Origin of the sequence: Flavobacterium sp. DG2-3 (genome assembly GCF_030730925.1) — a bacterium.
GTDB lineage: Bacteria > Bacteroidota > Bacteroidia > Flavobacteriales > Flavobacteriaceae > Flavobacterium.
In genome coordinates this window covers 76,620-100,442 of sequence record NZ_JAVAMB010000015.1, presented here as the reverse complement: position 1 = coordinate 100,442, position 23,823 = coordinate 76,620, and the positions used below count along the sequence as shown (strand labels likewise).

Below are 23,823 nucleotides of genomic sequence, written 5' to 3'. Positions count from 1 at the left end.
TATATAAAAGAATTCTATGCGTAAAATTTGTATTTTGTTGCTGGTATTACTCTGCGGTAATGTTTTGCGGGCACAGGTCACACCGGCAGCACAAGATACAACTAAAACTCAGTTTTCTGTAGGTAAAATAGAGCTTGAAGATCCTCCAAGCGTACTCTCTGCCTATAGATACGATCCTATTACCGATCGTTATATTTACACCAATTCAGTTGATGGTTTCTCTATCAATTACCCTTTAATTTTAACTCCGCGAGAATACGAAGATCTAGTCCTAAAAGAATCCAGAAGGAATTATTTTAGACAAAAAATGGATGCCATTGACGGTAAAAAAGCCGGCGCAGAAGCAGCCAAAAAAGATTTATTGCCAAGATATTATATCAATTCTAGCTTATTCGAAAGTATTTTTGGTAGTAATACAATAGATGTAAAGCCCACAGGGTCAGTTGAGATGGACTTGGGAATGCGCTACACCAAACAAGACAATCCATCATTTTCACCAAGAAACAGATCCAGCTTGACTTTTGATTTCGATCAGAGAATCAGTATGAGTTTAATGGGAAAAATTGGAACACGTTTAGAAGTAAACGCCAATTACGATACGCAATCTACATTTGCTTTTCAGAATTTATTTAAACTAGCTTACACGCCTTCAGAAGATGATATTGTTCAGAAAGTTGAGGTGGGTAACGTAAGCATGCCTTTAAATAGTACCTTGATTCGAGGTGCACAAAGTTTATTTGGGGTCAAAGCGCAGCTGCAATTTGGAAAGACTACAGTTACTGGAGTTTTCTCAGAACAGAAGTCTCAAACCAAAAGTATAGTCGCAGAAGGTGGAGGAACAGTACAGAACTTCGATTTGTTTGCATTAGATTACGATAATGACCGACATTTCTTCTTATCGCAATACTTTAGAAATAAATACGATGCTTCTCTTCGAAATTATCCATTAATTGACAGCCGTGTACAAGTGACAAGGATTGAAGTTTGGGTAACCAATAAACAGAATAGAGTTACAACATCAAATAATAACTTAAGAAATATTATTGCGCTTCAGGATTTAGGAGAAGGGCAGGTTTCTGGTGTGCCAGATAACGAAGTTGTGGTTATTACAGATCCAACAGGCTTCTTTAACAAACCGATCGATTCTCCAACTGATAATACCAATAACAAATACGATCCAGCGACAATTGGAAGAGCTGGAAGTTATTTAAATTCTAATATTAGAGAAATTGTAACAGCAAAATCTGGATTTAATAATACCAACGTAAATGAAGGTACAGATTACTCTGTTCTAGAAAATGCTAGAAAATTAACGACAAACGAGTTTACTTTTAATCCGCAGTTAGGTTATATCTCGTTGCAACAGCGTTTGGCTAATGACGAAATTTTAGCCGTTGCGTTTGAGTATACGGTTGGTGGACAAACATACCAAGTCGGAGAGTTCGGAAGTGATGGTGTAGATGCTACTGTAGTTACAGGAAACAACAATGCCAATCAGGCCATTGTAACACAGAGTTTGGTTTTGAAAATGCTGAAAAGCAGTTTAACAAATGTGCAAAATCCAGTTTGGAATTTGATGATGAAAAACGTGTACCAAATTCCACAAGCGTATCAAATCAAACAAGAAGATTTCAGACTTAACATTCTTTATACCGATCCTTCGCCAATAAATTATATTACGCCAGTGCAAGGAAGTACTTTTCCGCCAAATCCTGCACCAGACGATAAAGTAGAACAAACACCATTATTAAATGTATTTAATCTAGACCGTTTAAATTACAATAATGACCCGCAAACTGGTGGAGATGGATTCTTTGATTATGTTCCTGGAGTAACTGTTGATGTGCAGAATGCTCGAATTATTTTTACAACAAAAGAGCCTTTTGGAGAACTTTTGTTTAGAAAATTAAACACCAATTCTGGTGAAAGCTATAATGATCCAACTACCTATAACCCGAATCAGAGGAAATATGTATTTAGAAACATGTATAGAAATACTCAGGCCGGTGCATTACAGGATAGTGATAAAAACAAATTCTTATTAAGAGGAAAATATAAATCTTCAGGAAGTAACGGTATTCCAATCGGTGCATTCAACGTGCCGCAGGGATCTGTTGTGGTAACAGCCGCAGGAAGAGTTTTAGTAGAAGGTATCGATTATAGTGTAGATTACCAATTAGGAAGAGTACAGATATTAGATCCTTCACTTCAGGCTTCTAATACTCCAATTGAAGTTTCGTTGGAGAATAATTCAATCTTTGGTCAGCAGACAAGAAGATTTATGGGATTCAATGTTGAGCATAAAATTTCTGAAAAATTTGTTGTAGGTGGTACTTTCTTAAAAATGACAGAACGTCCTTTTACTCAAAAATCAAGTTATGGACAAGAATCGGTAAATAATACTATTTTTGGTTTCAACGGAAATTATGCAACAGAAGTTCCATTCTTAACAAGGTTAGCCAATAAATTGCCGAATATTGATACAGATGTTCCTTCTAATCTTTCGATTCGTGGAGAAGTAGCATTTTTAAAACCAGATGCTCCAAAAGCAAGTGATTTTGAAGGTGAAGCTACTATTTATATCGATGACTTTGAAGGTACTCAGACTACGATCGATATGAGATCGGCTTATGCTTGGAGTTTGGCTTCAACACCGTTTATCACTTCTGCTACAGACAATACTTTCAATGCCAGTTCAAATACATTAGAATATGGCTTCAAACGTGCTAAGTTGGCATGGTATACTATTGATCCAATTTTCTACACTTCAAAACCATCTGGGATTTCAAACGATGATTTATCTTTAAATACAACGAGAAGAATTTACAGTAGAGAGCTTTATCCAAATACAGATATTGCGCAAGGTCAGATTCAGGTTATTAATACACTGGATTTAACCTATTATCCATCAGATAGAGGGCCTTATAACAATAATCCTAATTTTGGAGCCAGCAGTCCTTCATCTAATTTTGGTGGAATTATGCGTGCGCTGAACTCTACGAACTTTGAGCAAGGAAATGTTGAATACATTCAGTTCTGGGTACTAGATCCTTATGTAGGTAATGGGCAAGCTCCAGGAACGAATAGCGGAAAAATTTATTTCAATTTAGGAGAAGTTTCGGAAGACGTTCTGAAAGACGGAAGAAAACAATATGAAAATGGTTTAGGGCCAGATCAGATAATGGTAAATCCGCAGCCAATTTGGGGAGACGTGCCAGCATCTCAATCCTTAATTTATGCGTTTGATACCAATGCAGACAATCGTAAAAATCAGGACGTTGGTTTAGATGGTTTGCCAGATGCAAAAGAAGGATCAATTTATACGAACTATGCCGGCGAAGAAGATCCTGCAGCAGATAATTATAAGTATTTCTTAAATACAGATGGAGGGGTTTTAAATCGTTATAAAAAATACAATGGAACAGAAGGAAACTCTGCTGTAAGTGTAGACGATCCAAATCGAGGTTCTACAACGCTTCCAGATGTTGAGGACATCAATCGTGATAATACCATGAGTACAATCAATGCCTATTATGAATATAGTATTGATGTAAGACCAGGTATGCAGGTTGGAGAAAATTATATTACAGATATTAGAGAAGTTCAAAATGTAGAACTTCCTAATGGAGGTTCAACCAATGCAAGATGGATTCAGTTTAAAATTCCTGTTTCAAAACCTCAAAATACTATCGGAAATATTAGCGATTTTAGATCAATCCGTTTCATGCGTATGTTCATGACAGGATTTAATGATCAAATGACAGTTCGTTTTGGAGCTTTAGATTTAGTAAGAGGAGAGTGGAGAAAATATACTGGAACATTAGATGCAAATGATACGGATCCAGATAATGACGGAACTCAATTTGATGTTGCAGCCGTAAATATTCAAGAAAACGGTACAAAATGTCCTGTAAATTATGTTATTCCACCAGGCGTTCAAAGAGAACAACTTTACAATAACAATACAATTATTAACCAAAATGAGCAGTCTTTAGCAGTACGAATTGGTGGTAATGGATTAGAATATCAAGATTCTAGAGCGGTTTTCAAAAATGTAAGTGTTGATATGCGTCAATACAAAAAACTGAAAATGTTCCTTCACGCAGAATCACTTCCTAATGAAATGCCACTTTTAGATGATGAGATGATTGGATTTATTCGTTTTGGTAATGACTTTACACAAAACTTCTATCAAGTAGAGATTCCGTTAAAAGTAACAAGAACGGGCGGATCTTGTACAATTAGTGCAGATCAGGTATGGCTAGAAGAAAATAATATTGATTTAGTTTTGTCATTACTGACAAGAATGAAAATTTTGGGAATGAATATCGATATAAACTCACCAAAAAGAGATATAAACGGTATTTATTATCCAGACCGAGATCCTGATGTAGAAGGGGGTGACCAGGATGGCAAATTGACTTTAGGTATTAAAGGAAATCCGAATTTTGGTTTAGTTCGAAATTTAATGGTCGGAGTAAAAAGTGCCGCAAACCATAAAGATATTATGGGAGAGGTTTGGTTTAACGAACTTCGTATGTCAGATTTAGAAAACAAAGGCGGTATGGCGGCATTGTTAAATGTTGATACCAATATGGCCGATTTGATGACATTGTCTGCCTCTGGTAAAAAGAGTACAATTGGTTTTGGTTCTTTAGAACAAGGAGCCAACGAAAGAGATCGTGAAGATATTCAGCAGTACAACATTGTAACTAATATTAATTTAGGAAAACTGCTTCCTCCAAAATGGGGTATTAATCTGCCATTCAATTATGCAATTGGCGAAGAAGTTATTACGCCAGAATACGATCCGTTTAATCAGGATATTAAATTGGATCAATTAATAGCAGAAACTACAGATCCAGCAGAAAAAGATAATATTAGAACGCGTGCGGTAGATTATACAAAGCGTAAAAGCATCAACTTTATTGGCGTAAGAAAAGATAGAGCACCAGAACAAAAGCCGCATGTTTATGATGTAGAAAACTTTACATTCTCTCAATCGTACAATCAGGTAGAGCGACACGATTATGAAGTGGAGAGCTATGACGATGAACAATCTAATACTTCTGTTAATTATGCGTATACTTTCCAGCCGAAAGAAGTAGTGCCATTTAAGCAGACCAAATTCATGAAAACAAGTGATTATTGGAAGCTGTTGAGTGATTTTAATATCAATTATCTTCCTTCGAATGTTTCGTTTAACACTAACATTTTAAGACAAAGCAACCGCCAGCAATACAGACAAGTTGATGTTGAGGGTATTGGTCTTGATCCGCTTTACAGAAGAAACTTTGCATTTAATTATCAATATGGTTTCGGATTTAATTTAACAAAATCATTAAAATTAAATTATACGGCAGCGTCTAACAATATCGTAAGAAACTTTTTGAACGACGATAACACGCCTAAAGAAGACTTTAATATTTGGGATGATTATTTTGATATTGGTATACCAAATCAGCATTTACAGCAATTGGTTTTAAACTATGATATTCCAATTAATAAAATTCCAATCTTTAGTTTTGTAAAGGCTACTTATTCGTATACGGCAGATTACAACTGGCAGAGGTCTTCAACGGCACTTTCTCAATACGTTGATGAAAGTGGAGTGTCTTGGGATTTAGGAAATACGGTTCAAAATGCCAATTCGAATACACTTTCGACGACATTAAATATGAATACGCTGTATAAATATTTAGGTCTCGTTCCGGGTGGAAAACCTGCAAAAGCAAAACCAGCAGCACCGCCAAAACCGGGAGAGAAAATTGTAAATACAGCTAAACCAGTTACAAGCAGTAATCCTTTTTATGATGGTTTGATTGGAGTTTTAACGAGCGTTAAAAATGTTCAGATTAACTACACAAAAAACAGTGGTACAGTTTTACCGGGTTATATTCCTGGAGTAGGATTCTTTGGTACGTCTAAACCTTCGTTAGGATTCGTTTTCGGTAGTCAGGACGATGTGCGTTTTGAAGCTGCTAAAAACGGATGGCTGACCAGTTATCAGAACTTTAACCAAAACTTTACGCAAGTAAGCAACAAGCTTTTAAAAGTAACAGCAAATGTCGATTTATTGCCTGACTTGAAAATTGATTTGGCTATGGATAGAGCGTACTCTGAAAATTCATCAGAACAATATAGTGTAGACCAGAGTACAGGTGAGTATATACCATTGTCGCCATATACTTACGGAATGTTTTCTATTTCAACAGTATTGATTAAGACGGCTTTTTCAACAAGTACAGAAACGGTATCGTCAGCATTTGATGATTTCAGAAGTAACCGTCTGGTTATCGCAAACCGTTTGGCTGAACAGCATTATGGAGGAGGACCAATTCCGAGATATGGAGATGCAGAAAATCCGATTCCAGCTGAGACAGATCCAAATTATAAAATTTATGTAGCCAACGAAGGTTATCCTATTGGTTTCTCAAAAAGCAATCAAGCAGTGTTGTTGCCTTCTTTCATGGCAGCGTATACGGGAGCAAATGCTTCAAGCAGTTCAACAAGTATTTTTAGAAGTTTCCCTATTCCAAACTGGAATGTAAAATATAATGGTTTAATGCGTTATAAGTATTTCAAAGATCATTTTAGACGTTTTTCATTACAGCATAATTATAGAGCTTCTTACACGATCAGTCAGTTTAGGTCTAATTTTGATTATTTAGAAAATCCGTTAGGACAGGACGTAAACACGAACTTCTTTAATAAAACGATTATGTCTAACGTTAACTTAGTAGAGCAGTTTAGTCCGCTTCTTCGAGTTGATTTTGAGCTGAAAAATTCATTCCGTTTATTAACAGAGGTTAAAAAAGACCGTGCACTGTCTATGAGCTTTGATAATAATTTATTGACAGAAGTTAGAGGAGTAGAATATGTTGTGGGAGTAGGATATCGTTTTAAAGACGTAATTATTTCGTCAAGATTGGCAGATAATCCAACTGGAATTATTAAAAGTGATATTAACATAAAAGCTGATTTTTCATATAGAAATAATGAAACGTTGGTTCGATATTTAGATTACGATAATAATCAGCTGGCAGCAGGACAGAATATCTGGACTTTAAAATTAACAGCCGATTATGCTTTCAGTAAAAACTTGACAGCCATATTCTATTACGATCATTCGTTCTCGAAAGCAGTTATTTCGACTTCTTTCCCTTTAACGAATATCAGATCAGGTTTCACGCTTCGTTATAATTTCGGAAATTAATTTTTAGTTTCTAAACTGGATTTCATTAGAAGATTATTACATTTGTGGCTATAATTTTAAACAATCAATTTTCAAACACAACGATTATGAGCATACCAGCAAATTTAAAGTACACAAAAGATCACGAATGGGTTAGCATCGAAGGAGATGTTGCGACTGTAGGAATTACTCATTTTGCACAAAAAGAGTTAGGAGATATCGTGTATGTTGAGGTAGAAACTTTAGATCAGACACTTTCAAAAGATGAAGTTTTTGGAACTGTTGAGGCTGTAAAAACAGTTTCTGATTTATTTTTACCATTAACAGGTGAGATCATTGCTTTTAATGAAGATTTAGAAAGTGCTCCTGAAACTGTAAATTCTGATCCTTATGGAGCTGGATGGATGATTAAAATAAAAATTGCTGATGCATCAGAAATCGATTCTTTATTGTCTGATGAAGCTTATAAAGAATTAATCGGTGCCTAAACAACTCTTATTAATTTGGGCAATTATCTGCTCTGGAATCATTGCTTATTTTTGCCTGACAGATTCTAGTAATATACCAGCGGTTAGTTTTCCAAGCATTGATAAAATTGTACATTTCTGTTTTCATTTTGGATTTACAATTTCTTGGATTTTGTTTTTCAAAAAAGAATTAAAAGGAAAAGATGCAGATGATTATAAAGCGTATCTGATTTCGTTTATATTTTCTGTTTTTTTTGGAATTACAATCGAAATTCTCCAAAATGCTCTGACAGTAACGCGAACTGCAGATGTTACAGATATTCTAGCAAATGCGCTTGGAGCCTTTGTAGCAGTTTTTTCTGCAATAGGATTTAAAAAGCAAATCGATAAAATATAATTGAAACCCACTTCGGTGGGTTTTTTATTACAAGAAAATCAAGCCGTTAAAAAGCTTTATTTTATCAATATAAAATGTACTTTTGTGCTGGTTTTCTGCAACTTCAAACAAAATGAATGTAAAGCAATATTTAGATTCGACGTATTTAAAAACTGCATCGCAAGCTGGACTTTCGGAAGCAGAAAATACTATTGTGGTCAAGAATGCAATTGCCGAAGCTATTCAAGAAGGCTTTAAACTGATCATGATTCGGCCAGAATATGTTGCTTTGGCAAAAAAAATGATTGTTGAGGCCAATTCTGTTTTATTAGTAGGAACTGTAATCGATTTTCCAGAAGGGAAGTCAAGTCTTGAAAGCAAAATTAAAGAAGCAAATGAGGCTATTGCAAATGGAGCCGACGATTTGGATTTTGTTTGCAACTACGAAGCATTCAAGAATGGTGACCTCGATTTAGTAAAGCAGGAAATCTTAATTGGAACCCAAATAGGCTTGGCAAATGATAAAACAGTAAAATGGATTATTGAAGTTGCGGCCCTAACAGATAAAGAAATTATTCAGATATCTGCTTTAATAAAACATGTTGTAGTATCTAATTTTAAAGAAGATGATTTTGAATTTGTTTATGTAAAATCTTCTACAGGTTTTTATAAAACAGATGATAATGTCCCAAATGGAGCAACAGTTCCGTCTATAATTATGATGCTCGAAAATGCTTCGCCACTTTCTGTAAAAGCAGCCGGCGGAGTCCGTTCATTTGAAGAAGCAGCAGAAATGATTCGTTTAGGAGTAAAACGCATCGGTACTTCGGCCGCAAAAGCAATTGCAAACGGAGAAATTTCCCCAAATCAATATTAAATAAATACCCAAATCTTAAGTGAATAAGTTTTTTTTGCCCCTTGTTTTAACCTTTTCATTCTTCATTGTTTCTGCTCAGCAAAAGGGCAATTCTTCAGTCCAGCCCGGTTTTACAGCAGAAATGTTTCCCGTTTTTCCTAACTGCGAAAATTTAGAAGGCAAAAAATTAGAAAACTGTTTTTATAAAGAGGTTCAGGATTTTGTGTTTGCAAATTTTCAAGTTCCTCAAAAATTAAAAGAAAACAATTATAAGGGAGCGGTAAAATTGCTTTTTGAAGTAAATGCTGAAGGAGAATTTAAAGTAATTTATGTTTCTGCAGAAACCGAAGAGTTGTCTGAAGAAGCAAAAAGGGTATTTGGACAATTTCCAAAAATAAAACCTTCAACTTATAACGGAAAACCGACGTATTCTAAATATACTATTTCTATTGATATTCCGCTAAAAAGCGCAGCACAGCTTGAGGCTGAAGCTTTGGCGGCGGCAGAAATTTTAAAACCTGTTGAAAAACCAATGACCGAATTGGATAGCATTGTGTATAAAAAATACAATAATCCAGAATTTGAAAGTCATTTAAATATCCCATTTTCTCATAGTTATTACTCCCAGTTTGATGCTGAAATGAATCAAGTGGGGATAAATAACCACACGGCATCTAAGCCTTACACGTATGCTGAGGTTTCCAAATATTATAATTTAAGAGCAGTTAACGAGTCATTGCAGAAAAAAGCTTCGACTTGGCTGGGCAGAAAATGGTGGAATGAAAATCTAGTGCAGATACAAGGAGAAGATTATTGGTTTGCTTTAAATCCGATTGTAGATTTACAATTAGGAAAAGCTTCAGATATTGATGCATCTTACACTTACGTGAATACTAGAGCGTTAAACTTTAGAGGAGGTTTAGGAAAGCAGATCAACTTTACGACTACATTTTTTGAAAGTCAGGGAAGATTTGCAGGATATTTTAACGATTATGCAGAATCTATCAAGCCGTCTGGAGGAAATCCAGCGATAATTCCAGGAGTTGGAATTGCCAAAAGATTCAAAACAGATGCTTACGATTTTCCTTTGGCTGACGCTAATATTACGTTTGCTCCTGGTAAAATCTTTGATTTTCAATTGGGTTATGGCCGAAATTTTATTGGTGATGGTTACCGTTCTTTATTAGAAAGCGATGGAGCAAGTCCGTATCCGTATTTTAAATTGAATACCAAATTTTGGAAAATTAAGTATACTAATACCTATATGTGGATGAAAGACGTTCGTCCAGAAGTAACTGCCGAAAGAACCTACGCCACAAAATTTATGGCTAACCATTATTTGAGCTGGAATGTTTCTAATAGATTGAATTTAGGCTTTTTCGAATCTGTAGTTTGGACAAACACGAACAACAGAGGTTTTGATGCTAATTTTGTGAATCCGATTATTTTTTACAGAGCGGTAGAGTTTGGTTCTTCGTCTAGAAGCGGAAATGCTCTTTTAGGAATTACAGGTAAATACAAATGGAATAATAGCATAAATTTTTATTCGCAATTCTTGATTGATGAATTTTCTGTTTCTGATGTTGGAGCAGGAAATAAAAGCTGGAAGAATAAATTTGGATTTCAGCTTGGAGCAAAATATTTCAATGCGTTTAACGTAAAAGATCTTTTAGTACAGGTCGAATTGAATAGCGTGCGTCCTTATGTATACTCGCACAGTGCTGTTATTACAAATTACGGACATAATAATCAGAGTGTTGGGCACCAGTGGGGCGGAAACTTCCAAGAGCTTATTGCTATTGCAAGATACCACAAAGGGCGTTGGCTTGCCGATGCAAAGCTGACAATGGGAACGCGAGGTTTAGATTTTGACACAGCAGAGGACTCTTATAACTATGGAGGAAATATTTATAAAAGTTATGATGTGAACCGTCCGTATGATACAGGTGTGAAAATTGGACAAGGAAACAAAACCAGTGTTTTTATTGCAGACATTCAAGGAGGATATTTAATTAATCCGATGACAAATTTGAAGCTATTTGGAAGTTTAATCTACAGAAATTTTGACCCAACACAAGAAACAGCAACAACTTTTAAGCAAAGTACGACTTGGTTTAGTATCGGATTACGTTCAGATATTTTTAATTGGTATTTTGATTACTAGTTTTTAATAAGATTTTTCGAAATAATAGTGTTAAAGAATGCTGAGATCTTAATTTGTAAAGGGTTTATTGAAAAAAATCTAATTTTATAGGATTATATTCTACAATCTAATTTGTACATTTGCACCACTCAAAAAAAATACACAAAATACAACGGTATTGAACGCTGCAAAAAATACATTATCAATCAAATCAATATTTCTAGATTTTAAAGAGATTACTAAAGCTGGTCTGGCGATTAGTGTATTGTTTTCGTCTATTGCTGGATATTTATTAGGAGTAGATGCTGATCATCCTTTTAAATGGAGTGTTCTTTTGGTTTTGTCAATTGGAGGCTATTGCATGGTTGGAGCTTCAAATGCTTTTAATCAGGTAATCGAAAAAGATATCGATTCTTTAATGGATCGTACCAAAAACCGTCCGGTTCCCTCTGGACGTATGTCACCTAAAGTGGCTTTATTAGTAGCAAGTCTACTTACTATAATTGGTATTGCGCTTCTTTATACAATAAATGCTAAGTCGGCAATGTTTGCTGCAATTTCTATATTTTTATATACAAGCGTTTATACACCTTTAAAAACAGTTACATCATTATCTGTTTTTGTTGGAGCTTTTCCTGGGGCAATTCCGTTTATGCTGGGCTGGGTAGCAGCAACTGGCGAATTTGGCATTGAAGCGGGAACTTTATTTTTAATTCAATTTTTTTGGCAGTTTCCACATTTTTGGTCAATCGGATGGTTTTTGTATGAAGACTATGAGAAAGCAGGAATTTTTATGCTTCCGACAGGCAAAAAAGATAAAGGAACTGCGTTACAAATCATATTGTATACAATTTGGCTTATAATAGCGTCGTTATTACCAGTATTAGGTTTTACAGGCCAATTATTTATTTCTCCAATTGCAGCCGTTTTAGTGTTTCTATTAGGGATTTGGATGCTTTTTTATGCAGTTCGTCTATATAAGCTAAGAACCGCAAAAGCAGCGAGAACATTAATGTTAGTGAGCGTTTCTTATATTTCGCTTTTACAAATTGTATTTATAGTAGATAAATTTTTAAGATAGTTATGGAAATGATATTGAAAACACAAGAGCAAGTAAGAAAGTCAAAATCAGCAAAACTGATTCTGCTTTTCGCGATGGTTAGTATGACCATGATGTTTGCTGGTTTAACAAGTGCATTTGTAGTAAGTAAATCAAGAGCAGACTGGTTGAAGAATTTTGAGCTTCCTTCGGCTTTCTATTGGAGTACAGCAGTAATTATTGCCTGCAGTGTTACTTTTCATCTGGCAAAAAAAGCCATTCAGAAAGACAATAGAAGCGCAGTTACAGGCTTGCTTCTTGGAACTTTGGCTTTAGGGATTTTATTTGTGGTATTGCAATTTCAAGGATTTGGACAAATCGTTGCAGAAGGGTATTACTTTACAGGAGAAGGTAGTTCAATTACTACAACTTTTCTTTATGTGGTAACAGTTACACACTTGTTGCACTTAGCTGGCGGATTAATTTCACTTTTAATTATAATTTATAATCATTTTAAACAAAAATACAATTCGACTCAAACTCTTGGCATAGAGCTAGGTGCGATGTATTGGCACTTTTTGGATTTATTATGGGTATATTTATTTTTATTTTTATATTTCTTTAAATAAGAAAAAAACGTAAATTTGGGAACTTTTTAACGAATATCTTTTATGGGAGCGACAGTTACTACTGCAAACAACGACGAAAAAACTTGGGGAGGCGGTCACAATGAGCCTTTAGGAGCAAGTTATGGTAAAATGATGATGTGGTTTTTTATCGTATCAGATGCCTTAACATTCTCTGGATTTCTAGGAGCTTATGGTTTTTCTAGATTCAAATTTATTGAAACTTGGCCTTTGGCTGATGAAGTGTTCACTCACTTCCCATTTATGCATGGTGTTGCGGCTCCAATGTATTATGTAGCTTTAATGACTTTTATTTTGATCTTTTCTTCTGTAACAATGGTACTAGCTGTTGATGCAGGTCACCAATTGAAAAAGACAAAAGTTGCAGTTTATATGTTCTTAACTATTATTGGAGGTTTAATTTTCGTTGGTTCTCAAGCTTGGGAATGGAAAAACTTCATTAAAGGTGAGTACGGTGCAGTTGAAACAGCTGGAGGAAGTTTACTTCAGTTTGTGGATAAAGATGGTAAAAGAGTAGCTTTAGCTGATTTTGCTGTTAAATTGCCAGAACAAAGAGAAGCTTTAACAAGAAGCCATTCAACTTGGTTTATGGAAGATGCACAATCTTTACCAACTTACACAGTTGCTGAAGTTCAAGCAGGATTTAAAGCTCATCCAGAAGTTTTAATCAGAACAGAAAAACTTACAGATAAAAAGAAAAAGACAATCTTATCAAGAGAAGAGTCTGAAAAACATTTAGCAACTGCTAAATATGTTGTAGAAGGTGCTAACTTGATCAGAAACGAGTACGGTAATAAATTATTTGCTGATTTCTTCTTCTTTATTACAGGTTTCCACGGATTCCACGTATTCTCTGGAGTTATTATCAATATCATTATTTTCTTTAATGTATTATTAGGTACTTACGAGAAGAGAAGAAGCTACGAAATGGTTGAAAAAGTTGGATTATACTGGCACTTCGTAGATTTAGTTTGGGTATTTGTATTTACAGTTTTCTACCTAGTTTAATTTTAGAATTTAATTATTATGTCACACGAGCACGTATCAAATACAAAAAGAATCTGGTTTGTTTTCGGATTACTTTCATTAGTAACTACGGTTGAAGTTATCTTAGGTATCTACAAACCTGCGTCATTAGAATTTACACATTTTGTTGGTTTGAATTTGTTAAACTGGATTTTCTATATCCTAACAATTTTCAAAGCTTATTATATTGTATGGGCATTTATGCACATGGAAGGTGAAAAAAGCAGCCTTAGATGGTCTGTAGTTTCTCCTGTTATCTTCCTAGTTTTATATTTATTGTTTATTCTGTTAACAGAAGGACATTATATTTATGGGGTTTTTAAAGATTCTACTATTAAATGGAATTTTTAACATGATATTAATTCGAAAAGAGTCCCGATAACATCGGGATTTTTTTATTTTTGTACCTCAATAACTTTCCGTTACTACAATGAAAAAAAATATAGTTCTCTTTGTACTTTTTGTGTTGCCAATTGTAGCATATTTGTTTTTTGCTTCTGGCGTAAATAGTTTTACAACTCTTCCTGTAATAACATCTAAAGTGCCTGATTTTGGAGATTGGAATTCATTAAATGGAAAAAAAATCTCCCTAGATAAAAAGATTACCGTATTAGGTTTTGCCGGCACAAATATTCTGGAAAATAGAGGGAATTATTTTAATCTAAATGAAAAGATCTATAAACGTTATAACGGATTCGAAGATCTTCAGTTTGTGGTTCTGTGTCCGATAGGAACTGAAAAAGAAGCTCAAAAAATAGTTGATGCTTTATCTCCTTTTACGGATGTTAAAAATTGGAATTTCGTATTTGCTTCAAAAGAAGAAATCCAGAAGTTTTATGATGGATTGCATTTGAAAGGTAAATTAAATGAAAATCTTGGAACTTCTAATGTTTACATTATCGATAAAGAAAGAAATCTTAGAGGAAGAAAAGAACAAAAAGATTATAAAGAGGGATATGACACCTTTCACCCGTCTGAGTTGAGTAATGAAATGCTGGATGACTTCAAAATCATTTTATACGAATACCGCGCAGCTTTAAAGAAGAATCACAACGCTACAAAGCAACTTTAAAATCATTTATAATGTTTAAAAACAAATCATATATAGGAATCTCTTTTATCATTCTGATTTTTGGGATTTACGCCATTCCTAAAATTGTTGATCGAGTTAAAAACGGTGACGTTGTAAAAGGAAACCGTTTGGATAATGTGGGAGCCAAATCTTCAAAAGAAGCTAAACTTTTGACAATTGGACCGGCTCCAAAATTCGAATTGACGAATCAGGATAATGTCAAAATTTCAAATGAAACCTATAAAGGAAAGGTATATGTTTTAGAATTCTTCTTTACAACTTGTCCGTCTATTTGTCCAAAGATGAACATGAGTATGTTGGAGATTGAAAAGACTTTTTTTGGAAATCCGAATTTTGGAATTGTTTCTATTACAATCGATCCAAAACATGATACACCTCAGGTTTTAAAAGATCATGCAAAATTGCTTGGGGTTAAATCTTCTAACTGGAATTTCTTGACTGGAGACAGAAACGTAATTATGGATTTGTCAAATAAAGGATTTAATCTATACGCTGGAGAAAATGATAAAGTAAGCGGCGGATTTGAGCATTCTGGTCTTTTTGCTCTTATTGATAAAGACGGGAATATTCGTTGTAGAAAAGACGAATTTGGAAATCCGAGTATCTATTATGATGGTTTAGATAAAAAAGGAGTAAGAGATATTCAGCAAGACATTAAAAATTTATTAGAAGAATAAAAAATGGAAGATAATACCTTAGAAAAAAAATATAATAAATTCATTATTGCGGTTTCAATTGTAATTCCGGTTGTTGTGGCAATTTTGTTTGGAGTTAAACTTAAAGATTTCGGTTATAATGTTGAGCCATTATCAATGTTGCCTCCAATTTATGCTACAATTAACGGTTTTACAGCTGTAGTTTTGGTTGTGGCTGTTTTGGCTATAAAGAATGGAAAACAAAAACTTCACGAGCGATTAATGACTTTGGCTATTGCATTGTCTGTTGCATTTTTGGTAATGTATGTTGCGTATCACATGACTTCAGATTCTACGAAGTTTGGTGGAGAAGGTGCTATACGTTATATCTATTTCTTTATTCTTGTAACACATATTTTATTGTCAATTGCTATTATTCCTCTTGTTTTAATCACGTATGTAAGAGCGCTTGCACAGCGTTTTGATAGACACAGAAAAATAGCTAAAATCACTTTTCCGCTTTGGCTGTATGTGGCTGTAACGGGAGTAGTGGTTTACTTAATGATTTCGCCATATTATGTACACTAAAAATAAAATTCAAAAGGCAAATTCCAAATTACAAAAGATGTTTTTTGGAATTTGTATTTTCTTAATTGGAATTTCTGCAAATGCTCAATGCGCTATGTGCCGTGCGGCTTTAGGAGGAGATTCTAATACTAAAAAGGCTGAAGCAGTAAATGATGGAATTGTTTACTTAATGGTAATTCCGTACTTACTGGTATTAATAATCGGATATTTGATTTATCGAATGTATTCTAAAAAGAAAAAAGCGGTGTAATTACACAGCTTTTTTTTACTTTAGTCCGTTTACCGAAACATTCACCGTCCCGTTTATTTTGATGAATGCAATTATGGCTTGATTGGTCAATTGAATTTTATCAAACTGAATATCTTCCATTTTTCCGTTTACAAATACACCAGGCATTGGGGAGTAATTCTTTAAATAAGAAGCCATGCTTTTTTTGCCTTCTTCCAGATTGGGCTGGATTGAATAACGGCAGCTTTCTTCCATTTTTCTTAAAACATATCCTTGAGCTAGCCAGTTGGCTGTTCGCATCAATTTGCTTTTGGTGTCTAAAACGTAATCTAGTTTTTCGAAATAAATTTCTTTGGTTTGTGCGTTGTATGAAGGAAATCCATTTAAATAAAGCGTTCCGTTTATAGATCCTAAAACATCTAATGCGATAACCATTTTTCCGTCTTTATGCCAAATTGAAACATTTTTAACCGTTACTTTTTTGCTTCCTGAGCCAAATTCTTGGCCTGCAAAATTCTTGGTCATAATTTTAGAAGCATCAACATAACTCGAAATCGCGGCAATATTGGCAGAAATTTGATTTGGGATTTTGGCAACAGGTTTTAAAACAATTTTACTGGCATTGTATTTAGATTCTGGCTGTTTTCCAACGATGGTTTCCATATTGCATTTCATACCCATATCTAACAGGAAAGAATCGTTTTTAAGTTTGGCATTTGTAGAATAAATTTCGACAGGAACAATGCGAAGCCAACTTTCATAAGTGTCGCTCATTTGAAATGGCGTGCAGATTTTTTCGACCGCCTGAAGAACATTCGGTTTAAAATCCATTGATTTTTCTATTGCTTCGTCTATTGTCTTTTCTAGTTTATTTTTAAAAATAGAAATCGCAGGATTTATTAAATAAGTAATCGGCATGTTTTTGCCAAAAACGTTCATAGTCGGTGTTTCACTCCAATCGATCGATTTAAATTCAGTTTTTGTACTGAGTTTCCAGTTGGTCAAAGCTGTTTCGCTGGATAAAGTAATAGTTCCGTTCAAATTAAATTCTCTCACATCGTACAATTCGACTCCTAATTTCTTTGTGCCGATTCTGTATTTGATATTCGCTTTAAGCGGCAAAATGGTTTTAATTCGTTTATCAGGATTAGCAGAATCATTTTGAATTTTGATCGGAGCTTGTTTCCAGATTTTCATTTCAATATCGTCGTCTTCGATATTAGTATCTTCATAAATTAATCCGTTAAGAAAAGCATTGGTCTGATTTTCAATGTCATTTAATTTTATTGTAATAGGAAGATTGATGAACGACGGACTGTTGTCATAAACTAGCGGACTCGCATCATCTGGTTCTGGTTTTAAGGTTTCTAATTTTTGTGTCGAAGAACAGCTTGTGAGTACGGCAAGCACCGAAAACATTGAAATTATAGAAGTAAGCTTCATTTAGTATGAATTTTTAAGACAAGGTAAAATTACGAAAACTATGATATTTTATTAAAAAAGTGTAACAATAAGTAAAAAAGCAAGTCTAATACAAAATAGGTAACAAAATTATTAACTTTTTATTATCATAAATTACTTAATAAAAATGTTATTATTGTCTAAAAAATTTAACAATACCATGATCGAAATTAAAGATTTACACAAATCCTATAAGATGGGAAGTTCAGAATTACACGTGTTAAAAGGAATTAATTTTAATATAGAAGAAGGAGAATTAGTTGCGATCATGGGTTCATCGGGTTCGGGTAAGTCGACACTTCTTAATATTTTAGGGATTTTGGACGAAGCCGATTCTGGAAGTTATATTTTAGACAAAACGCCAATTAAGAAATTAAATGAAACAATTGCTTCAAAATATCGTAACAAATTTTTAGGTTTTGTTTTTCAGTCTTTTAACTTAATAAATTACAAAACTGCATTAGACAATGTTGCTATGCCATTGTATTATCAAGGTGTAAAAAGAAAGGAACGTTACGAGATAGCAATGAAATATTTGGAAAAAGTGGGCTTAGGAACTCACGTTCATCACTTGCCAAATGAACTTTCTGGAGGTCAGAAACAGCGTGTTGCTATTGCAAGAGCATTGGCTTCGAACCCGAAAGTATTGCTTGCCGATGAGCCGACTGGAGCTTTGGATACTAAAACTTCTTATGAAGTTATGGAATTGATTCAAGGAATTAATGATGAAGGAAAAACAATTTTGATTGTTACACACGAACCTGATATTGCTGCAATGTGCAAAAGAAATGTAGTCCTAAAAGATGGATTAATTATCGATGATAAAAAAGTAGAACAAGTTAGAGCTTCGTCTTATGTTTAATATTGAACGCTGGCAGGAAATATTTGAGGCCATTTCTAAAAACCGTTTAAGAACATTCTTAACGGGAATTTCTGTGGCTTCGGGAATTTTTATTTTGGTAATTCTTCTCGGTGCAGGTAAAGGTCTGCAAAACGGAATTGAAAAACAATTTGAACGAGATGCCGCAGGAATCATTGAGGTCTGGTCTGGAACCACTACTAAAGAATACAAAGGATTAAACCCAGGAAGACAAATTCAATTTCGCAATAGCGATTACAATCAATCGGTACAAAAATTTGAAGATAAATTAGATTTGAGAGCTTCAACCAATAATTATTGGGGGCAGCCTTTTGCTTACGGCAAAGAGTCAGGAAGTTACCAGTTTAGAGGTGTAAATCCAGATTATGGTGGAATAGAAAACTTAACCATAGTTCAAGGCCGTTATGTAAATGCTAAGGATATAGAAAGTAATGCAAAAGTGGCGGTTATTGGAATGAAATTGAAAAACGATCTGCTGAAAGACAAGGATGCAATCGGAGAGGAAATTCTAATAAACAACATTAATTTTAAAGTAGTTGGAGTCTTTACAGATCCGGGAGGAGAAAGAGAAGAGACTCGTGCTTATTTGCCGTTAACTACAGTTCAGAAAACTTTTGGTGGAGGCGATAAGATCAGCAACTTGTTTTTTACTTTAAAAAAGACAGACAATTATGATGAAGCTTTGGCGCAGTCAGAAAAATTTACGCAAGATTTAAAAGATTTATTAAAGAGTAAAAATGTGGTGGCTCCTGAAGATGATGGAGGTGTGGGAGTTTATAATTCTGTTAAAGATGCCAAACAATTTTACGATTTGAACTTATATATCAGAATCTTTTTCTGGTGGGTTGGTATCTGTACCATTATTGCAGGTGTGGTAGGTGTGAGTAATATCATGCTTATTATTGTAAAAGAAAGAACCAAAGAAATCGGTATCCGAAAAGCATTGGGAGCTTCACCTTTTTCGATTATTTCGATGATCCTTCACGAGTCTATTTTTATTACGACAATTGCTGGTTTTGTGGGCTTGCTAGGAAGTCTGCTTTTATTAGAATTTGTTGGCCCGATGGTAGAAAGCGAATTTTTCAGAAATCCAGAAGTAGATTTCGGTGTGGCTTTAACCACTTTAATCCTGCTAGTATTTGCGGGAGCTATGGCGGGATTTTTTCCAGCCTACAGAGCAGCCAAAATTAAACCTATTGTAGCACTTAGAGACGAATAATTATGTTTAGTAAAGATAATTGGGACGAAATATTACAGGCTTTAACAGCAAACGTCTTCAGAACGGTTCTAACTGCTTTTGGGGTATTTTGGGGAATATTCATTTTAGTAATATTGCTTGCTGCCGGAAAAGGACTGGAAAACGGTGTGAAAAAAGGTTTTGACGGAATTGCGACAAATACCATGTTTATGTGGAGCCAGACAACATCAAAAGCGTACAAAGGTTTGCCAAAAACACGACGTTATGATTTTAGAAACAGCGATGTGGCTGCACTAAAGCAAGCGATTCCAGATTTATTGTATGTTTCTCCTAGAAATCAGCTGGGAGATTTTAACGGAACCAATAATGTGGTGAGAGGAACCAAAACTTCTGCTTTTACCATTTATGGAGATTATCCAGAATTGATTAAACAACAGCCTATGGATATTATCAAAGGCCGTTTTGTAAATCAGCAGGATATTGAAGGAAGAAGAAAAGTTGCTGTAATTGGTAAAGGTGTAATTAGCGAGCTTTATGGTAAAGAAGAAGAATGTGTAGGGACTTATATCAAAATTAACGGTATCAACTTTATGGTGGTTGGAGTTTATAAATCCAAACAGCAAGGTGGAAATGCAGAACAGGATCAAAAAAATATTTTTATTCCGTTTACTACTTTTCAGCAGGCCTTTAATTATGGCGATAAAGTAGGATGGATGGCTCTGACAGCAAATGATGAATCGTCTATAACGGAATTAAAACCTAAAATATTAGAAATCATTAAAGCACTGCATTCTGTGAATCCTACAGATGATCGTGCCGTAGGAAATTTTGACCTGTACGAACAATTTAATAAAGTGCAAAGTCTGTTTAATATTCTGCAAGTAATTGCTTACTTTGTTGGAACATTAGTTTTGATTTCGGGAGTAATTGGGATTTCTAATATCATGCTGATTGTAGTGAAAGAACGAACAAAAGAAATCGGAATTAGAAGAGCTTTGGGAGCAACTCCTGCGGCAATTAGAGGGCAAATATTATTAGAATCTATATTTTTAACCATTATCTCAGGAATGCTCGGTATTGCTGTTGCAACAGGGATTATAGCGCTTTTAAATATGGCATTAGATTCCATGCCGCCAGGAAGCGACACTATGTTTGCGAATCCTAGCGTAGATTTGAGAGTTGTATTTGTGGCATTATTAATATTAGTAGGTTCAGGACTGCTTGCAGGTTTTATTCCGGCGCAGACTGCTATTAGTGTTAAACCTGTAGATGCATTAAGATCAGAATAAATTATCAATCAAAATAAATCGATTAAACCAAAAACAAATGAAAAAAGGAGTAACCGTAACCATTTTAATATTTATTGCAGTTGTTTTTTTTGGCGCACTTTACTATTTGTATGCTAAAAATCAAGAATCGCCGATTGTATTTAAAACGGAAAAAGCAGAAATTAAAACCATCGTAAAAAATACTATTGCGACGGGGAATATTCAGCCTGACGAAGAGGTTTTAATCAAGCCAAATATTTCAGGTATTATTGAAGAAGTGTATATCAAAGCTGGAGAAAAAATCAAAGCTGGTGATATGATTGCCAAAATTAGAGTGGTGGCAAATGTTTCAAATGTAAGCAGCACACAAAATCAAGTGACGACAGCGAAAATTGCTTTAGACAATCAAGAAAAGCTTTATAAGAGACAGAAAACATTGTTTGAAAAAGATGTAATTTCTGCAAATGATTTTGATGCGGCTCAAGTAGCATATAATCAGGCGAAACAAACTTATTTGGCTGCAAAGCAAAGTTTGGATATTGTTAAAACGGGAACAACTTCATCTTTAGGAAACTATGCTAATACTTTAATTCGTTCTACAGTTAACGGAATGGTGCTAGATGTTCCTGTAAAAGTAGGAAACCAAGTTATCGAAAGTAATAATTTTAATGAAGGAACAACAATTGCAAGTGTTGCCGATGTTGGAAGAATGATTTTTATTGGAAAAATTGATGAATCTGAGGTTGGGAAAATTAAAGAAAAAATGCCGATTGAAATTACAATTGGTGCCATCGAAAATAAAAAGTTTGATGCTGTTTTAAATTATATTGCTCCAAAAGGAGTTACCGAAAATGGTGCAATCCAATTTGAAATAAAAGCGCAAATGGTTAACAGAGGCGATACTTTTATTAGAGCAGGTTTAAGTGCTAATGCTTCAATCATTTTGGAGAAAGCAGAAAAAGTTCTGGCAATAAAAGAATCTCTGGTTCAATTTGACAAAAAAACACAAAAGCCTTATGTAGAAGTTGAAACTGCTCCACAGAAATTTCAAAGAAGAGATTTGGTTCTTGGAGTTAGTGACGGAATCTATGTTCAAGTTAAAAGCGGTGTAAATGATACAGATAAAATTAAAATCTGGAATCAAGGCTTGATTAACGAAGGAGACAAAGAAAAAAAATAATCTAATTTGAAGGTTTAAGGACCTTTTTGGTTTTAAAAATGTTAAATTTGCGTAGTTCGGTTTACTGCGCCTTCATTAAAAGTATATGAAAATAAACAAATATAATAGTCTGGTTATTGCAATGTTATTCGGTTTCGGATTAACTGGACAGGCACAATCAAAGCAATGGACTTTAGAAGAGTGTGTTAGATATGCTCTTGAAAATAATATCACTGTAAAACTATCTGAATTAGATGTAAAAAATGCTGAAATCGATAAAAGAGGTGCTTTAGGAAATTACCTTCCATCTGTAAACGGAAATGCTTCTCACTCTTGGAACATTGGTTTGAACCAGGATGTTACAACAGGTATTTTGCGTAATTCAACTACACAATATTCTTCTGTAGGATTAAATGCTGGAGTAGATATATATAAAGGTTTGCAGAATCAAAATACTATGAGGAGAGCAAAATTAAGCATCATTTCTTCTCAGTATCAGCTGCTAAAAATGCAAGAAGATATTTCTTTAAATGTTGCCAGCGCTTTTTTGCAGATTTTATCTAATAAAGAAGATTTAAAAGTTAAAAAGGAACAGTTGATAATTGATGAAAAACGATTTGCGCGTTCTGAAGAAATGGTAAATGCAGGAACTATTCCGCGTGGAGATTTATTCGATTTGAAAGCAACTGTTGCAACAGACAAACAAAATATTGCAGTCTCTGAAAATAATTTATTGATTTCTAAATTGAGTTTAGCTCAGCTTTTACAATTGAAAGAATTTGCAGATTTTGATGTTGTAGATGATACTAAAGTGGCAGATGAAAACAATATACTGGCACAGACACCAGTAGAAATCTATAATAAGGCTAAAGAAACGAGAACAGAGTTAAAACTAGCCCAGACAAATCTGGAAATTGCAGAAAAAAACGTTGCTATCGCTAAAGGAGCGTATCAGCCAACCTTAAGTGCTTTCTACAACTTTAATACGAGAGCAAGTTATTCTGATATTATAACAGGGTCAACACCAAATACGGCAAATCCAACTTCTCAGATTGGATTTGTTGAAGGAACTAATCAAGCAGTTTTACAGAATAATTTCACGCCTGTTTTAGGAAAAGCAGATCCAATTTTTGACCAATTTAGAGATAATAAAGGACAATCTTTCGGATTTCAGCTTTCAGTGCCTATCTTCAATGGTTTCTCAGTACGAAATAATGTAGAACGTAACAAAGTAAGTTTAGAAAAATCTAAAATAGATTTAGAGCAAAAAAGTTTAGATTTGCAACGTAATGTTTATACAGCTTTTACAGATGCTAAAGCGGCTTTAAATACGTTTGAAGCATCTACAGTAACATTAGAAGCAAGACAGCAGGCTTACAATTACGCAAAAGAAAAATATGATGTTGGTTTAATGAATTCATTCGATTTCACACAAGCTCAAACATTATTGACCAATGCGCAGTCTGATGTTATCAGAACGAAGTACGATTACATGTTCAAAATTAAAATATTAGAGTTTTATTTCGGAATTCCAATTGTTCCAATTATTACAAAATAATCTAT

The 23,823-nt window shown here is 34.3% G+C and carries 19 protein-coding genes; 18 read left to right on the top strand and 1 reads right to left on the bottom strand.

Annotation, left to right across the window (positions count from 1 at the left end):
- The first annotated feature begins 16 nt into the window (after window positions 1-16).
- From sprA to Q9Q97_RS18130, 13 genes are all read left to right on the top strand, one after another.
- Window positions 17-7,216 carry a cell surface protein SprA gene (sprA, locus tag Q9Q97_RS18190; RefSeq protein ID WP_306159692.1) on the top strand — a complete coding sequence of 2,400 codons (7,200 nt, stop codon included), beginning with the start codon at window positions 17-19 and terminating at the stop codon, window positions 7,214-7,216.
- An 86-nt stretch (window positions 7,217-7,302) separates the two neighbouring features.
- Window positions 7,303-7,683 (top strand): glycine cleavage system protein GcvH, encoded by a 381-nt coding sequence (gene gcvH / locus Q9Q97_RS18185; protein WP_294782401.1) that lies wholly within the window; start codon window positions 7,303-7,305, stop codon window positions 7,681-7,683.
- Window positions 7,676-8,059 (top strand): VanZ family protein, encoded by a 384-nt coding sequence (locus Q9Q97_RS18180; protein ID WP_306159690.1) that lies wholly within the window; start codon window positions 7,676-7,678, stop codon window positions 8,057-8,059. The genes gcvH and Q9Q97_RS18180 overlap by 8 nt, the downstream gene beginning before the upstream one ends.
- A 112-nt stretch (window positions 8,060-8,171) precedes the next feature.
- Window positions 8,172-8,915: a deoxyribose-phosphate aldolase gene (deoC, locus tag Q9Q97_RS18175; RefSeq protein WP_306159688.1), complete on the top strand. Its 744-nt coding sequence runs from the start codon at window positions 8,172-8,174 to the stop codon at window positions 8,913-8,915.
- Window positions 8,916-8,934: 19 nt separating this feature from the next.
- Window positions 8,935-11,058, top strand: a complete 2,124-nt coding sequence (locus tag Q9Q97_RS18170) for an energy transducer TonB (RefSeq protein WP_306159686.1) — start codon at window positions 8,935-8,937, stop codon at window positions 11,056-11,058.
- 157 nt (window positions 11,059-11,215) lie between these two features.
- Complete coding sequence (gene cyoE, locus Q9Q97_RS18165; RefSeq protein ID WP_306159685.1) at window positions 11,216-12,118, top strand: heme o synthase; 903 nt, start codon at window positions 11,216-11,218, stop codon at window positions 12,116-12,118.
- A 2-nt stretch (window positions 12,119-12,120) separates the two neighbouring features.
- Window positions 12,121-12,705 carry a cytochrome c oxidase subunit 3 gene (locus Q9Q97_RS18160; protein WP_306159684.1) on the top strand — a complete coding sequence of 195 codons (585 nt, stop codon included), beginning with the start codon at window positions 12,121-12,123 and terminating at the stop codon, window positions 12,703-12,705.
- A 42-nt stretch (window positions 12,706-12,747) separates the two neighbouring features.
- Entirely contained in the window at window positions 12,748-13,731 is a 984-nt protein-coding gene (locus tag Q9Q97_RS18155) for a cytochrome c oxidase subunit 3 (RefSeq protein ID WP_095927908.1), read from the top strand.
- An 18-nt stretch (window positions 13,732-13,749) separates the two neighbouring features.
- The gene (locus Q9Q97_RS18150; RefSeq protein WP_306159682.1) at window positions 13,750-14,100 is read left to right on the top strand and encodes a cytochrome C oxidase subunit IV family protein; all 351 of its coding nucleotides are present in this window, start codon (window positions 13,750-13,752) and stop codon (window positions 14,098-14,100) included.
- Between the two features lie 79 nt (window positions 14,101-14,179).
- Complete coding sequence (locus Q9Q97_RS18145) at window positions 14,180-14,821, top strand: hypothetical protein (RefSeq protein WP_306159680.1); 642 nt, start codon at window positions 14,180-14,182, stop codon at window positions 14,819-14,821.
- An 11-nt stretch (window positions 14,822-14,832) separates the two neighbouring features.
- Window positions 14,833-15,519 (top strand): SCO family protein, encoded by a 687-nt coding sequence (locus Q9Q97_RS18140; protein WP_306159678.1) that lies wholly within the window; start codon window positions 14,833-14,835, stop codon window positions 15,517-15,519.
- Window positions 15,520-15,522: 3 nt separating this feature from the next.
- A complete protein-coding gene (locus Q9Q97_RS18135; protein WP_306159676.1) occupies window positions 15,523-16,065 on the top strand; it encodes a DUF420 domain-containing protein in 543 nt (180 codons plus the stop codon).
- A 37-nt stretch (window positions 16,066-16,102) separates the two neighbouring features.
- The gene (locus Q9Q97_RS18130; RefSeq protein ID WP_306159674.1) at window positions 16,103-16,315 is read left to right on the top strand and encodes a hypothetical protein; all 213 of its coding nucleotides are present in this window, start codon (window positions 16,103-16,105) and stop codon (window positions 16,313-16,315) included.
- A 15-nt stretch (window positions 16,316-16,330) separates the two neighbouring features.
- Here Q9Q97_RS18130 and Q9Q97_RS18125 read toward each other — a convergent pair whose 3' ends face one another.
- A complete protein-coding gene (locus Q9Q97_RS18125) occupies window positions 16,331-17,737 on the bottom strand; it encodes a DUF4403 family protein (RefSeq protein ID WP_306159672.1) in 1,407 nt (468 codons plus the stop codon).
- 178 nt (window positions 17,738-17,915) lie between these two features.
- Between Q9Q97_RS18125 and Q9Q97_RS18120 the strand changes: the two genes are divergently transcribed.
- From Q9Q97_RS18120 to Q9Q97_RS18100, 5 genes are all read left to right on the top strand, one after another.
- Complete coding sequence (locus tag Q9Q97_RS18120) at window positions 17,916-18,617, top strand: ABC transporter ATP-binding protein (protein WP_306159670.1); 702 nt, start codon at window positions 17,916-17,918, stop codon at window positions 18,615-18,617.
- Complete coding sequence (locus Q9Q97_RS18115; protein WP_306159668.1) at window positions 18,610-19,854, top strand: ABC transporter permease; 1,245 nt, start codon at window positions 18,610-18,612, stop codon at window positions 19,852-19,854. The genes Q9Q97_RS18120 and Q9Q97_RS18115 overlap by 8 nt, the downstream gene beginning before the upstream one ends.
- A 2-nt stretch (window positions 19,855-19,856) precedes the next feature.
- Window positions 19,857-21,122, top strand: a complete 1,266-nt coding sequence (locus Q9Q97_RS18110) for an ABC transporter permease (RefSeq protein ID WP_306159666.1) — start codon at window positions 19,857-19,859, stop codon at window positions 21,120-21,122.
- Between the two features lie 37 nt (window positions 21,123-21,159).
- Window positions 21,160-22,281: an efflux RND transporter periplasmic adaptor subunit gene (locus Q9Q97_RS18105; protein ID WP_306159664.1), complete on the top strand. Its 1,122-nt coding sequence runs from the start codon at window positions 21,160-21,162 to the stop codon at window positions 22,279-22,281.
- A gap of 85 nt (window positions 22,282-22,366) precedes the next feature.
- Window positions 22,367-23,818 (top strand): TolC family protein, encoded by a 1,452-nt coding sequence (locus tag Q9Q97_RS18100; RefSeq protein ID WP_306159662.1) that lies wholly within the window; start codon window positions 22,367-22,369, stop codon window positions 23,816-23,818.
- The last annotated feature ends 5 nt before the right edge of the window (window positions 23,819-23,823 follow it).